Below are 14,893 nucleotides of genomic sequence, written 5' to 3'. Positions count from 1 at the left end.
CACCGTCGCGCAGAACAGAACGTTCCGTCCAATGAACTTTCGAGGCAATATAATCCGTATATGGATGAATGGGTGAAAAGTCTGGCTCCACAGCTTCGCGCACTCACGGAGGTCGCGGCTCAAGGCGGTCACATGACTTCAGCTGCTTCGGCGCTCGGGATCCCGCAGTCATCGATGAGCCGACGCATCCACGCACTCGAAGAGGCGCTGCGACTGCCACTGCTGATTCGTGACGGCAGGACGGTGCGTCTTACTCCGTCTGCTGTGAGCCTTGCGCAGCTAGTCCGAGCCCCGCTCCACGACATCGAGATGTCTATTGCGCAGGTCACCGAGACTGCCGATCCGGACCACGGCACGGTCCGTTTCGGGTTCCCCCTGACAATGGGGTCAGGTGCCGTGCCCGACATGCTGGCCGAGTTCAACCTGAAGCATCCCGGCATCCGCCTTCAGCTCAAGCAAGCACATGGCTCTGCCCTAATCGAGGACCTCCGGACTGGAGGGCTCGACCTGGCGATCACGATCCCGCCACCAGCAGAGCTCGAACACACCATTCTCGCGACTCAGCAGATCAACGCCGTACTACCCGAAGACCATCCCCTTGCCAGCCGGGCATGCATCGAGCTGGAGGACCTTGAGGACGCACGCTTTATCGCCAATCCCACCAGCTACAACCTGCGCCAACTCACCGAACGCTGGTGCCGTCGCGCCGGTTACGAACCGAACATTGGGATCGAGATCACCGAGTTCGCCACCATTCGCGAACTGATCAGTCGTGGACTCGGCGTCGCCCTCCTGCCACACAGTGATCGGCGTGTTGACGGAATCTCCGAGGTCCCCCTCATTGGCGAAGACCACACCCGCACAATCGCTCTAACATCGGCGACGGCAACCCAGACAGCAGTGACCCAGCGCCTCAACGACTTCATCCTCACCCGCGGCCTCAACTAGACGGCGAGTTCCCTACCTTGGAAGGAACCACACATGATGGACGATAACTACACGGCGCTCTCCATCCCTAGTGACCACAGCCTTGTGGACACTGTCCACAACAGAAAACCACAGGTCAAGACGTGCCACAGTTGCTCAACTCAAGATAACGAACGTTTTTGACGCACCGTCCTGGCGATGGCTGTGAGTCGCAGCGATAGGTGGCGGTTTTTCCGCAACGGTAACGCGCGCCCAAGTGCCCGTAAGCGGATGGCCAACTTCTCGTAGCGGGTAGCGATGCCGCGCCATTGCTTGGCCAGCCCGAAGTGACGCTCCACAACATTGCGACCCTTTTAGAGGTCAGCATCGAAGGCTGGGGGGACGGTCCCCGGCGGCGCCTTTGTTCTTTCGTGAGGCATTCTCGTTGGACTTCTGCGGGATCACCACCTTGATGCCCCGGCCGGTGAGGTAGTTTCGAATGACGCTGTTGGAATAGGCCTTATCAGCGATCACCGCATCCGGGCGGGTCCAGGGCCTTCCGGCCTTGAGCCTGGGGACCGGATATCGTCGATGACCTCGGTGAACACCGCCGCGTGGGGCTTACACGATGAAGCCCAGCACTAGACCAAGGGCCGCGCAGACCCCGAGGGTACGCAGCACGCTCCATCGGAGGATGAAAACCATCCCTATCGCAGCAAGGGCCACTAGCGCGGCAACGGGTTGCAGGCTCATAAGGTGTGGTACGTCGAGACGGACCGGCCCCCACGTCCAATCCGCAGTCTCGGTAAAGAGAGTGTGCGTGGCGAAATACAGGGCCAGGTTGGCGATTACCCCGACCACGGCGGCAGTGATCCCGGTCAAGGCAGCAGAAAGTGATCGGTTTCCGCGCAGACGTTCAACGTGGGGGGCGCCGAGGAAAATGAACAAGAAGCACGGGACGAAGGTCACCCACGTGGTCAGCACAGACGCAAGTATGGCGGCGGTCCACGGGTCCAGGCTGCCTGAAGCACGAAACGCCCCGAGGAAGGCCACAAACTGTACGACCATGATCAGAGGCCCCGGAGTGGTCTCGGCCATCGCCAAACCGCGGACCATCTCGCCGGGGGCGAGCCACCCATATGTCTCGACCGCCTGCTGGGCCACGAACGCCAACACGGCGTAAGCGCCGCCGAAGGTGACCAGCGCGGTGCCAGAGAAAAACAGGCCCTGCTGGGTAAAGATGCTGTGGGCGCCAGTGAGAACGAACGCCGCCGCGACCGGCCCCAGCCACAGGGGCAGGCCTATGCCGACAATGACAGCGGCACGCCGCCATGAGGGACTGGTCTGATGAAGAGTCTCGTCAGAGATTAACGGCTTAGATTCACCCTTGACGGGTTCCTTAACCGGGGCAGCCATGATCTTTGGTCGCATCTTGCCTAGCGCCCAACCGATGAGGGCGGCGGCGCCAATGACTGCTGGGAAAGGCACATCGAAAACAGCAAGCGCGACGAATGCTGCGACGGCGAGGCACACCAAAGCGCCGTGATGCAGTGCGCGCTTGGCGACCTTGATCACCGCCTGGGCGACAATGGCCAGCACGGCTGAGGCAAGTCCGAGGAAAAGTGCGGTCACCGCTGTGGTCTGCCCAAAGACCACGTAGATCGCAGACAGCCCCAGCAGGGCCACGAAGCCGGGTAGCACGAACAAGCTCCCGGCGATCAATCCCCCACGAGTGCCGTTGAGCAACCACCCGGTGTAGATCGCGAGCTGCTGAGCTTCAGGCCCAGGCAGGAGCATGCAATAAGACAGAGCATGCAGAAAGCGGCGTTCCCCGATCCAGCGGTGCTCATCAACAAGAGCACGCTGCATCACCGCAATCTGTCCAGCCGGGCCCCCGAAAGTCTGCAGGGAGATTTTGAACCACACCCGGGTGGATTCCCGCAACGGGACCAAGTCGTGGACCTTCACCTCTGAGGGATCCACGGGAAGGTCCGTGCCGGATCGGTCAGAAGACGGTGGGACGGGGCTCATAGGGTTGTCTTTCCAGTGAGAACGCCGCGCCGAATGTGGTCGTAGACGGCATCGAATATCGGGGCAGTCATCCTCAGGACGACTTCGTCCTCATGAGTCCCCGATAAGGCCCGCAGAATCAGATCAAAACCGGCCGCCTCGGGGGCATCGTAGAGCTCATCCTCGAGATCTGCCTCGTGAACGATCGCCGCGATCCGCCACAGCACCGGATCAGCTATTTCATAAAGACGCAGGATTGTCTCGAAGGTGCAATCGCGTCCCTGGTGACCCAACTCCACCCCACGCATATCAAACGCGGTGGCATCAGCGGGCACTTGCTCAGGGCCCTCCACGAACACGAACTGTGCATGCTCGTCGAGATGACGGCGAATCAGCCACGCGCACGCGGCTCGGTCGATGTGTACCCCGGCTCGGGTTGCCCACTTCACGGTGACATTTCCTCCTCCTGGTTACGGTTCTGTACGCCCACTTCGGAGAGGTCCCGCAGGAGCTCCCAGGCTTGGTCGCGCTGTGAGGGTCGAAAGAAATCTCGGCGCTGCACTTGTCGCATCTGTCTCCGCAACTTCCGCAACACCTGTGCCCGTTGAGCACCCTCTAATGCTTGGGCAGCTTGGGCTTGAGCAGCGATCTCGGCGTACTCGATCGTTCGGGCTGCGTTCATCGGTTCGATGATCAACGACTCCAGCTTGCGGCTGGCAGGGCGCGCGAACCATACCCCGGCCGTGCCCCCAGACTCCTCGACCTCCTCAGCCGCCCATTCCAGCTGCTCCCGGGTGCGTGCATCAGCCGGCAGGGCCACTAACCCATCCGCTAACTGGGCTACTCCTAGGCGCTTGAGTTTGCGCCACAACGCCAATCGTGGCGCCGAGGGCTCCCGCGGCAAACGGTAAGTCATCAGTACCCATTCCTGGGGGCGTCCGGGATCATCAGACATGCTGATCATGTAACCATGGTTACCACCAAAGATTAAAGTCGGACGCTTTACCCGGGCCCTGATGAGCGAACTATCATCCGCACGCACCTCCGCCAGGGATCAGCCAGGGAAGCCCCCATGAGACGCCCTGCCTGAGGACCTCAAGATAGGTCTTGGCTTTACCGGATGCAGAGCGAGCCTGTTCCCTTAGGCCGTAGTAGTCCCAGTTCCTTGGTTGTGGGACGGACCTCACGAGCAGGCCTCGGGATCCACAGCTATCGGCGCGTCGTCATCCCAGAAGTTATCCCACAATCACATTCCACCTATTCCGTACGATTCCGACTACTGGTACTCTCAGGCCATGGAATTAGGGTACGCACGAGTCTCGACGGCCAAACAGGATCTAGATCGACAGATCGAAGCCCTGCGAGAGGTCGGCATCTCAGCCGACCGGATCTACGTGGACAAGAAATCAGGTGCCACCGTCAATCGACCCGGACTCGGCGCGGCGCTGGATTATGCCCGCGACGGCGACGTGATCGTGGTCCACACCCTCGACCGGCTCGGACGCACCGTGCGTGACACCCTGAACCTGATCCATGACCTCGCCGAGCGAGGGGTGGGGGTCCGCAACTTGGCTGACCCGATCAAGGTCGATTCATCGAACCCGAATGATCCGATGGCGCAGCTGGCCGTGGTGCTGCTGGCGCTGTTCGGACAGATGGAACGCACCTACACGCTCGAACGTGCCGCCCATGCCCGAGCAGTGGCCACGGCGAAAGGTCGCCGCGTGGGCCGACCCTCGGTGGTGGACCCGGACAAGCTGGCCTACGCTGCGCACTTGCGCGAGACCGGGCACACCATCGCTGAGATCGTGACCAAGTCGGGGATTGCCCGGACCAGTCTGTATCGACACCTTCCACCCCGGCCTGCTGAATCGGTGACCGCCGGGGTAGACACCGAAGCCGACGCCGGCTCTGAGATTTGATATCGGTCGGTGATAGCGATGGCGCAGTTCACCGCAGAGGAGAAGATCACTCTGCTGCGCCAGCACGACGAAGGAGTCCCCTGGACGCGCATCGCCGCGGAATCAGGGGTGGCCCTGCGAACACTGACCCGCTGGTCCGCGAAATACCGCGCTGACCCAACCTCGCGCGGCTTAGCGCGCCGGGTTCGTAGTGACCGTGGGAGACGACGAATCCCGGCTGAGCTCGTTGAAGTGATCGAAGCATTGGCACTTCGGCGGCCTGAGCCCACAGCCGCGTTCATCCATCGCAGGGTCTGCGACATCGCCGATGACCGAGGCCTGGCCGCGCCGAGCTACTCCAGCGTCCGAGCGATCATCGGAGCTATCGATCCTGGTCTACGGACCCTGGCTCAACACGGGGACGCTACGTACCGGGATCGGTTTGAATTGGTGCTGCGCCGCAGCGCCGCACGTCCGAATGAGCAGTGGCAGGCCGATCACACGCTTCTCGATGTTGCGGTCCTGGATAAGGCTGGCGCCCCGGTGCGCCCCTGGTTGACGGTGCTCTTGGATGACTACTCGCGTGCGGTTGCCGGGTACACCCTGTTCCTGGGTGCCCCGACGGCGGAGCAGACAGCACTGGCACTGCACCAGGCCATCAACCCCAAGGAAGATCCTTCCTGGCCCCTGTGTGGTCTGCCCGAATTGCTCTATTCAGACCATGGCTCCGACTTCACCTCCGCCCGGCTGGAGCGCGTCTGCCTAGACACCAAAGTCCAGCTCATCCACTCCCGGGTCGGTATTCCACAAGGCCGGGGAAAAATCGAACGGTTCTACGGGTCCGTCACCTCCCAGCTGCTGCCGCATCTGCCCGGGCACATCCCGCACGGGACCAACGGAACCCCGGCCACTGACCCGACACTGACGCTTGAAGAGCTCGACGCGATCATGGAGAAGTTCATCGTCACCGAGTACAACCAGCGCACCCACTCCGAAACCGATGAAGCGCCTGCCCACCGATGGGGCGCCTCTGGTTTCATCCCACGTGCCCCTGCCCGGCCTGAGGAGCTCGACCTTCTGCTGCTGACTGCGGCCGCCACGCGGAAGGTCCAGCGCGACGGGATCCAGTTTGCCTCCACCCGGTACCTCTCCACGGTCTTAGCCGCCTACGTCGGTGAACAGGTGACAGTGCGGTTCAACCCCCGCGATGTCGGTGAGATCCGGGTCTACTTCCACGACGAGTTCCTCTGCCGCGCGATCGCTCCCCAACTTGCCGCAGAGTCCGTCTCCCTCCAAGAGCTCCAAGCGGCCCGGACTCAACGCCGCCGCGACCTGAAACGACAGCTGCGACAACGCCGCAGCCTTGCCGACACGCTGCCAGTCGACTCGCGATATGCCCCTCCTACGCCTGCCGCGGTAGAACCGCCAACCATCGAGAATTCACCACCACGACACCGATTGCGCCTCTATGCCACCGAATAGCCCTGGACATTCCATCCTCAACAAAGGCGAAGACGGGCGCCGGTTCCTCACGCAAGACTTCGGAGAGGTCAACTCCAGCGCCCCACCGCGACCCGACCTGCCATCCTTTCAAACCACCCGGGAACATCGTCGCTTCACCGAGTTCGCGGATGCCGTCAGGGCCCACCGCTACATCGGGCTCTGCTGGGGCCCGCCCGGGGTGGGCAAGACTCTTTCTGCCCGTCACTACGGCGGCATCGATGAATGGGAGCAGTGGCATTCCCTCTTCACTGAAGATCTCGGCCCGGTGCCGCCGCGCGTGCTCGAGGCCCGCACCGCGTTCTTCACCCCCACCGTGGCTGCGACCACCAAGCAGATCGACCAGGGACTGCCGCGGGTCTGCCAGAAGATCTCTTTCGCTATGGACTTCGCCGAGCACGGTGTCGTGGACCCCTACGTCCATACGGAGTCTCGCTCCAGCGGACGCACTGAGCTGCTCATCATTGACGAAGCTGATCGCCTCAAGACCACAGGCCTGGAACAGGTTCGTGACTTCTACGATCATCACCACATGGGGGTGATCCTCATCGGTATGCCCGGGATCGAGAAGCGCCTCGCTCGATATCCGCAGCTCTACAGTCGGATTGGTTTCGCCCACGAGTATCGTCAGCTGACTGCGGATGAACTCACCGCGGTACTGACCACGCGCCTACCAGCAGCTGAGGGTGCCGCCGACGGTGGTGTCGCCCACGCGACAGCTGTCGCTACCATCGTGCGGATCACAGGTGGCAACTTTCGCCTCGTGGATCGACTACTCACCCAGATCGAACGTGTGCAGACAGTCAATGGGCTCGACGAGTTGACCCCCGAAGTGGTGGAAGCCGCGCGGGACGCGCTCCTCATCGGTCACTAGGGACGCCGATTACCGCTGCGGAAAGACCGACGATTATCGCTGCAACTCACAGGCGATGGCGACACACCGCGACGCGCGCGGTCAGAATCCCTGGTCAAAAGGTGGGGTGGCCTCGGGGGTGCCGCGTAGTCTCGCAGCATGGATACAGAGCAGAGGCGAGGTGACGGGCTGCGTGGCAGGTGGGTGGGGTATGCGCGGATCTCCACGGCTGACCAGGACCCGGGGGCGCAGGTGCGGGCACTGGAGGCCGCAGGCTGTGATGAAGTCGCTGTCGACCGCGCCTCCGGTGTCCGGGAGGACCGGCCAGAGCTGCTGCGGGTGTTGGGTGAGCTGCAGGCAGGAGACACCCTGGTGGTGTGGAAGCTGGACCGCCTCGGTCGCTCGGTGCAGCACCTGATCGAGGTGGGGCTCGACCTGGAGCGCCGTGGAGTCGTCTTCCGGTCGATGACCGAGGCGATCGACACGTCTACGGCCATGGGTCGGCTGATGCTGCACGTGCTGGCCAGCTTCGCCCAGTTCGAGCGTGATCTCATCTCGGAGCGAACCACGGTCGGGCTGGCGGAGGCTGCTGCGCGGGGGACTCGGCTGGGTCGGCCTCCGGCGATGAATGCGGACATGATCGCGGCCGCGACGTCGATGAGTGCCGCTGGCATGGGAGCGTCCGCGATCGCCAGGGCCCTGGGCGTCAGCAGGAGCACTGTGCGGCGGAACCTGGGACGAGTTCACGAGGGCTGACACATACCCCCGGACACTGAGTACGAAGAGAGCCTGTCAGGGTGACGAGCGTGAGTGATCGGAGGGTTCCGGATGGACGGGTTGGCAGTGACCGAAGAGGTTCTGGCAGTCGTGATGTGGGTCTATGTTGGTGTGGCTGTGATGATCGGCGTGGGTGCGGTCTTCCGCCTGGTGCTGGTCGCGGTGGCGTCCTCGATCCCTGGAGAGCAGAGGGCGGGGCACAGCTGGACCAAGGAAGTGGCGCGGTCCCTGCGGTGGATCGCTGTTGCAGTCGGGCTGGGCGGCCTCGGAGAGCTGGCGGTCCGGCAGGGCGATGTCTCCCCGGACGTCCAGCTCTGGCTGTTGCTGAGCGTGGTGGGAATCGCTGGCGCGGAGCTGATCGTCGACATCGTAGTGCGCGGCGGCAAGGCGATTGGGTCGTTTGCGAGGTTCGTGGGCGGCAAGGACTGAACGCACACGAGCAGGCTCCAGGAAGGGGCGGGCGAGCACTGGGATCAGTGCGTCGCCCGCCCCTTTCGTGCTGCCGGAGAAATGTGTGTCACACCCGTGGAGGTTCTGCGGGGTCGAATCTCTGGTGTACGGCCGCTCCGCGAGGTCGGGGCGGGTGACACAAGGAGGAGATGACGATGGCGCAGGAGAAGCTAGGCGAGAAGTCAGTATCAGGAAACCTCGTCGACGATCCGAAGCAGGTCACCACACCTGCGGGGAAGGATCTGACGGTGCTGCGGCTGGCGGAGAATCACCGCCGGTTCAACCGGGACTCCCAGGAGTGGGAGGACGCCGGGGCGACGTTCTACGACGTCGCCATGGACAACCAGCGGCTGGGGAACAACGTCCAGCAGTCGCTGTCGAAGGGTGACTTCGTGCGGGTGACCGGGAACTACAGCGTGGAGCCGTTCGTGACTCGCGAGGGAGAGGCGGGGCTGAACCGGCGAATCTGGGCCAACGACGTGGCTCCGAGCCTGCGGTACTCGGCGGTGGAGATGGTGCCCGAACGGAGCCAGGAAGCCGAGCGCGCTGTGCAGCAGCAGGGACCGCAGATGAGCCAGGAGCAGCAGGTTCAGCACGAGATGACCCCTGAGGGTGAGCGGCTCCGGCGTGAAGCGGAGCAGTCCTGGGCGGTGCATCAGAGCCAGCAGCCCACGGGTCCGGGGCACCAGGGGCCCGGGGTCAGCTGAGAGCGCTGCGGAACGGGAGCTGTTCATAGGCGGAACACATGGGGCGCGGTGGTTGACTCACCGCGCCCCATGTGTAGTTATGTAAAGGAGCGCACGTGGCACGAGGATCACGTCGAGAAGCAGAGAACCAGCTGGCGCTGTTCGCGCTCGTGGGTGAAGAGCTGGTGATTGAGCCCGAAGATCTCGGGCAGGGAGGTGACGGGCATGGCTCGAACGACAGTGACAGAGAAGACGCAGGGCACGTACTGGCTGGAGAACAGCCGGTTGAGGCTGCACCAGGTCCAGCGGGAGCCGGAGATGTTCCAGCCTCGATCGGAGGGGACACTGCGCAGCAGCAGCGTGCAGATCGAGGCGCTGCTGGAGATCGTGGACTGGGAGAACGACCCGACGACCTGGCAGCGGCCCCACGAGGTCCTGGAGGACTCTCAGTGGGCTCCGGAGTACCGGGAGCCGATGGAGACCCAGTACGACCGGCTGTTCGGGATTCCGGAGCCGGGGGAGCCGGAACCGCTGAGCCCGGAAACGGCTCCGGTGGTCACAGTGATCGACCTGACCAGGAAGATCCTGGACGCGGCGGGCAGCGGGATGACGCCGACATTCGAGACGCACCTGAAGGCCCGGTGGGTGACCTTCTTGAACCAGAGGTTCCCGGAGAGGGACGAGGAGTGGCTGAGCCTGGCGTGGATGCAGGACCAGCCGCGCCAGGACCAGGACGCGATCCTGGCCGAGCAGTTCGAGATGGTGCGCGAGGTCCACGACTGGATGCTCAGCCAGGGGATGACGCCTCTGACGGTGGACATCGGCGGGCTGCCGGACCTGATGCAGATCGTGGTCCAGAACAACGAGCGACGGAACCAGCGCCTGCAGGAGCAGAGCCTCACCGGCTGAACGGTGAGCCGGTCACCTATGACCGGCACAGCCTGCCGCCAGAGGCTCCAGGAGGCACCGCCCACCGGGTCCAGCTCAACATCGACGCCCTGGAGACCCTGCGACGACTCGAAGCCGAACACCGCCACGCCACACCGGCTGAACAGCAGGTGCTGGCCGGGTGGACGTCCTGGGGCGCGGTGCCGAAGATCTTCGACGAGCACAACGAGGAGTTCGCGGAGCCCAGGGCGCGGCTGCGTGAGCTGCTGAGCCCGGTTGAGTGGGACTCGGCTCGACGCACCACCCTGAACGCCCACTACACCGATACGCGCATCACAGGGGCCCTATGGGGCGCTCTGGAGCGGGCCGGGTTCAGCCAGGGGCGTGTGCTGGAGCCCGGGTCCGGGTCGGGGGCGTTCATCGGTGCCGCCCCGGAGGGTGCCCAGATGGTCGGGGTCGAGCTGGACGAGACGACCGCCAGAATCGCCTCGCGGCTGTACCCGAGGGCACAGATCAACGCTCAGGGCTTCGAGGAGACCCGCTTCCCCGAGGACTCCTTCGACGCAGTGATCGGCAACGTGCCGTTCGGGGACTTCCGGGTCCATGACCAGCGGCACAACCCCAACCGGCTGAACATCCATAACCACTTCATCGTGAAGTCACTGCGGCACACGGCACCGGGCGGCTACGTCGTGGTGGTCACCTCAGCACACACCCTGGGGGCGAAGACCTCCAAAGCCCGTGACGAGATGGCACGCTATGCCGACCTGGTGGGAGCGGTCCGCCTGCCAGAAGGAGCATTCGCGGCCGCAGCGGGCACCTCAGTGGCCACCGACGTGCTGGTGCTGCGTCGCCGCGAGCACATGACCTCAGAGGAGCGCAAGGAGCGGATCGACGCGACCACCACGTGGGTCAGGGCCCAGAGTCGCGAGGTCACCGTCCAGGGCCAGACTCACGAGGTGACCTGGCCGGGGTACTTCACCGAGCATCCAGAGCACGTGATCGGCACCCTGCAACCGGGGACCGACCAGTACGGCAACCCCACGATCCGGGTGATGCGAGACGGGCTGAGCGTCGAGGAGGTCTCCGCCCAGCTGCGCGGTCAGCTGGAATCCATCATCGACGGTGCCGGCGCGCGCGGACTGGGGTACGCCCCAGAGGTCCCTGGGTCTGTGGTGGTGCCGGAGCACCAGCCGGGGCTTGTCGAGCGCCAGGAGCCCGAGGCCAGGGTCGGGCACGTGCGGATGACTGGCTCTGGCCGGTCTGCCCGTGTCGAGCGCTACACCCCGGATCTGACCTGGGAGCCGGTGAGGTGTTCGAAGAAGCTGATCCCGGAGGCCCAAGCGCTGCTGGCGGTGCGCGATCGCGCACGGGAGGTCCTGGACGCTGAATCCAGCGGCGATGCCCAGGCGGCGGAAGCGGCACGGGTCGAGCTGCGGGCCGCGTGGGAGCACCACTACGCCACCTTCTCTGACACGCTGCCGGACGGGTCCGTGGCGCGGGGTATCAACCGGCGGCAGGACAAGTACCGTCGACCCCCGAAGGCCGCGCAGAGAGAACACGTCGAGGAGCTGGTCGCCACCTGGCGACAGGAGAACGCCCTCGAGGCGGACGTCGAGCCACCTGCCGAGGTGCTGGAGGGCTTTCAGGAGGAGGCGAACCAGCCACGGCTGGCAGGAACGGTTCAGGAGCACCTGACGTTTCTGCGCAGCGACCCGGACTTCGGCCTGGTCCTCAGCGTCGAGCACTACGACCCTGAGAGCGGGACGGCAAAGCCGGCGAAGCTGCAGCTCGAGCCCGTGCTGGGCGTCGATCATCGAGCCCAGCGGGCCACCACGGTTGAGGACGCGGTGGCCATCTGCATGGACGAGCGCCGCCAGGTCGACGTCGATCGGGTGGCCGAGCTGCTGGACATCGAGGTTGATGAGGCCTCCGAGCGGATCCGTGGCCACGCGTTCACCGATCCCGGCACCGGCGTCATGACCTCGGCACCGCAGTACCTCTCCGGGAACGTGCGGGCGAAGCTGAAGGAAGCACGGGAGGCCGCCGCCGAGGACCCGGCGACGTTCGGCCCGAATGTGGCAGCGCTGGAGGAGGTTCTGCCGGAGACGATCGACCTGGCCGATGTGCGTATGGCTCCAGGGGCGCGCTGGATCCCGACCGAGTATCACGTCCAGTTCGCCCGTGAGCTGTTGGACAGTGACGGGGTTGAGGTATTCAGGGGTGAGACCGCCTCGAAGGAGGTCTCGGTGCGTGGCCAGGACCGCTGGACGGTGAAGGCCCCACCTGGGGGGATCTCTGACAACATCCGCTATGAGTTCGGCATCCCGAAGCACCGGAAGTCACCGGCGCAGATCCTTGAGCTGGCGATGAACGGTACTCCGGTGCGGTTCACCACCGAGAACGACGAGGGCCGGCGGGTGGTCAACGAGGCCGCCTCCCAGGCGGGCCGGGACAAGGTGAACAGGATCCGTCGCCGCTTCCAGGAGTGGGTCCTCAGCGATGAGACCCGCAAACGGATCCTCCAGGAGCGGTACAACGAGCTGTTCAACAGCGTGCGGCCGGCGGACTACACCACTGCGGCGGCCGCGCTGCAACTGCCGGGTCTCAGCGCCGATCGGAAGCCCTACAGCTACCAGGCCAAGGCGGTGGCGCGCATCGTCAATGAGCCGGCCACGCTGCTGGACCACGTCGTCGGAGCGGGGAAGACCGGCACCATGGTCATGGGCGCGATGGAGCTGCGCCGCACGGGTCAGGCGTCCAAGCCGGCCATGGTGGTTCCGAACCACCTGGTGGATCAGATCACCACGGAGTTCCGCCAGTGGTACCCGAACGCGCAGGTGATGGCCATCCCGACCGGGATCTCTGCCCAGGAGAAGGCGACTTGGGTGGCGCGTGCGGCGGCAGGGGACTGGGACTGTGTGGTGATCCCCCAGACGACGTTCGAGGCGATCCCTATCGACCCGGAGCGGCGGCGGGGGTGGCTGGAGGGTGAGGTCCGAGCCGCACGAGCACATGCTGAGCGCTTGGCGGAGAGCAAGGGCCGGGGCAGCGCACACGTGAAGCAGGCCGAAGCTGCTGTGCGGCGTCTGGAGACCGCGTCCAAGGAGGATGAGTCGAGGAAGTTCGTGGGGCTGAGCTTTGAGCAGACCGGGATCGACTACCTGTTCGTCGATGAGGCCCACGACTTCAAGAACCTGGCCCGGCAGGCGGAGCTGGCCGAGCTGAGCCACAGCGGATCCAAGCGCGCCCGCGACTTGGACTATAAGCTGCGCGCTCTGCGGGAGTTCAAGACCGAGGAGGCCCGACGTCGCGGCGTGCCTGGGGCGGAGTCCGGCCGCCACGTGCCCTCGGTGGCGACCTTCGCCACTGGGACACCTGTGGCGAACTCGATGAGTGAGCTGTGGGTGATGCAGCGCTTCCTGCGCCCTGACGTGCTCGAAGAGATGCGCCTGGACACCGTGGATGCCTGGGCGGCCCAGTTCACGGAGACCGAGACGAAGATGCAGCTCTCTGTCACTGGTGCCGGCTATGAGCCCAAGACCCGGGTGAGCAGGTACATCAACACCCCGGAGCTGGCCGAGATGAACCGGCTGTTCACCGACCGGGTGACCGCTGCGGATCTCGAGGTGCCCATCCCCTCGCTCATCGGTGGGCAGAGGCAGCTGCTGACCCGTGAGCCGACCGGGCCGGTGGCGGACTACACCGAGCTGCTGATCGAGCGGGTCGACGACATCAAGAACCGGGTGGTGGAGCCCAGCGAGGACAACATGCTGAAGCTCTCCTCGGACGCCCGCCGCGTGGCACTGGACCCCAGGATGGTCGGTCTTCCAGCCGATGCTGACGGTGGGAAGGTCGGCATGATCGCTGACAAGATCGCCGAGGTCCACGAGCGGACTCACCAGCGCCGATACGCCCTGACGGACGGGTCGACCAGTACCCGCCCGGGAGGGCTGCAGATCGTGTTCTCCGATCAGGGGACACCAGGTAACGAGGACTTCGACGCCTATGCGGCACTGAGGGCTGAGTTGGTCGCCCGTGGGCTGGATGAGGAGCGGGTCGCCTTCATCCATGAGGCCGGTGGAGATTCCGAGCGGGTCGAGCTGTTCCGCGCCTGCCGAGACGGACGAGTCAACGTGCTGATCGGCTCCACCCAGAAGATGGGCACCGGAGCGAACATCCAGTCCCGGGCGGTGGCGCTGCACCACGTGGACGTTCCCTGGAGGCCCGCCGATCTGGAGCAGCGGGAGGGCCGGATCCTCCGGCAGGGCAACCAGAACGACGAGGTGGAGATCTACGCATACGGCACCGAAAAGACCTTCGACGTGCGGAGCTGGGACATCGTGGCGCACAAGGCGCGATTTATCAGCCAGTGGAAGTCTGGAATGGTCACCGACCGGGAGATGGACGACCCGATGCCCGGTCTGGAGTTCAGCGCGGCCGAGGCAGCCGCTGTGCTGACCGGTGACCCCAGAATCCAGCAGCGAGAAGACCTGGAGCTGAAGATCCGGGAGTTGAAGGTCCTGGAAGAGTCATTCCAGCAGAATCAGGCGATGATGCGCCGTGAGGTCCGCCAGCACACGGACAGAGCCGACTACCTCCAGCGGCACCTGCCCGGGCTGCGAGAGCTTGCGGCTGCGGTGAGGCCCACCGGTGGGGATGCGTTCGCGTTCACCACGGCAGAAGGAACCAGGTTGACTGACCGGCCGGCAGCCGCCGGATACTTGGAGAGGCTGGTCCGCACAGAAGCTGTGCGGCGTGACCAGAGAGATTTCCTCAACGCGACGGACCCGGTGCCGGCGGGGCGGCTGGGCGGGGTGGGGCGGCCGGTGCAGCGCCCCGCCCCCCCCGGGGGGAGCGGGGCCCCCCACCCAGGGGGGCTGGGCCCGGTGACCGCCCCCGAGGGCCGGCCGCAAAACCGG

General features: G+C 64.8%; 12 protein-coding genes and 1 pseudogene. 9 read left to right on the top strand and 4 right to left on the bottom strand.

The genetic code is table 11. From position 1 onward, the window contains the following. Positions 1 to 60 precede the first annotated feature (60 nt). Entirely contained in the window at positions 61 to 948 is an 888-nt protein-coding gene (locus SD455_RS13125; RefSeq protein ID WP_445508369.1) for a LysR family transcriptional regulator, read from the top strand. A 140-nt stretch (positions 949 to 1,088) separates the two neighbouring features. Here the strand turns inward: SD455_RS13125 and SD455_RS13120 are convergent. From SD455_RS13120 to SD455_RS13105, 4 genes and pseudogenes are all read right to left on the bottom strand, one after another. Then, positions 1,089 to 1,479: pseudogene (locus SD455_RS13120) on the bottom strand (transposase); the annotation flags it as partial. 48 nt (positions 1,480 to 1,527) lie between these two features. Next, entirely contained in the window at positions 1,528 to 2,889 is a 1,362-nt protein-coding gene (chrA, locus tag SD455_RS13115) for a chromate efflux transporter (protein WP_445508368.1), read from the bottom strand. 44 nt (positions 2,890 to 2,933) lie between these two features. Then, positions 2,934 to 3,365 (bottom strand): chromate resistance protein ChrB domain-containing protein, encoded by a 432-nt coding sequence (locus SD455_RS13110; protein WP_445508367.1) that lies wholly within the window; start codon positions 3,363 to 3,365, stop codon positions 2,934 to 2,936. Then, positions 3,362 to 3,880 carry a Chromate resistance protein ChrB gene (locus tag SD455_RS13105; RefSeq protein WP_445508366.1) on the bottom strand — a complete coding sequence of 173 codons (519 nt, stop codon included), beginning with the start codon at positions 3,878 to 3,880 and terminating at the stop codon, positions 3,362 to 3,364. Before SD455_RS13105 ends, SD455_RS13110 begins: the two co-directional genes overlap by 4 nt. 331 nt (positions 3,881 to 4,211) lie before the next feature. On the opposite strand from SD455_RS13105, the gene SD455_RS13100 reads away from it, so the two are divergent. The 8 genes from SD455_RS13100 to SD455_RS13065 all read left to right on the top strand — a co-directional run. Then, positions 4,212 to 4,838, top strand: a complete 627-nt coding sequence (locus SD455_RS13100; protein WP_058889640.1) for a recombinase family protein — start codon at positions 4,212 to 4,214, stop codon at positions 4,836 to 4,838. Positions 4,839 to 4,856: 18 nt separating this feature from the next. Further along, entirely contained in the window at positions 4,857 to 6,299 is a 1,443-nt protein-coding gene (locus SD455_RS13095) for a Mu transposase C-terminal domain-containing protein (RefSeq protein ID WP_445508365.1), read from the top strand. Further along, on the top strand, positions 6,286 to 7,191 hold the full coding sequence (locus SD455_RS13090; protein WP_445508364.1) for an AAA family ATPase: 906 nt from the start codon (positions 6,286 to 6,288) through the stop codon (positions 7,189 to 7,191). The genes SD455_RS13095 and SD455_RS13090 overlap by 14 nt, the downstream gene beginning before the upstream one ends. Before the next feature lie 138 nt (positions 7,192 to 7,329). Then, entirely contained in the window at positions 7,330 to 7,926 is a 597-nt protein-coding gene (locus SD455_RS13085; RefSeq protein WP_445508363.1) for a recombinase family protein, read from the top strand. Positions 7,927 to 7,998: 72 nt separating this feature from the next. Continuing rightward, the gene (locus tag SD455_RS13080; protein WP_445508362.1) at positions 7,999 to 8,376 is read left to right on the top strand and encodes a hypothetical protein; all 378 of its coding nucleotides are present in this window, start codon (positions 7,999 to 8,001) and stop codon (positions 8,374 to 8,376) included. Positions 8,377 to 8,546: 170 nt separating this feature from the next. Then, the gene (locus SD455_RS13075) at positions 8,547 to 9,104 is read left to right on the top strand and encodes a single-stranded DNA-binding protein (RefSeq protein ID WP_445508361.1); all 558 of its coding nucleotides are present in this window, start codon (positions 8,547 to 8,549) and stop codon (positions 9,102 to 9,104) included. A 204-nt stretch (positions 9,105 to 9,308) separates the two neighbouring features. Beyond that, on the top strand, positions 9,309 to 9,992 hold the full coding sequence (locus SD455_RS13070; RefSeq protein ID WP_445508360.1) for a hypothetical protein: 684 nt from the start codon (positions 9,309 to 9,311) through the stop codon (positions 9,990 to 9,992). Positions 9,993 to 10,171: 179 nt separating this feature from the next. Then, positions 10,172 to 14,893: DEAD/DEAH box helicase family protein (locus SD455_RS13065; protein WP_445508359.1), on the top strand; the 4,722-nt coding region annotated here is incomplete at its 3' end.

The sequence above is a fragment of the Nesterenkonia sp. K-15-9-6 genome (assembly GCF_052656005.1).
The sequence above is the reverse complement of the archived record's forward strand: the minus strand, read 5'-3'. Positions and strand labels throughout refer to the sequence as shown.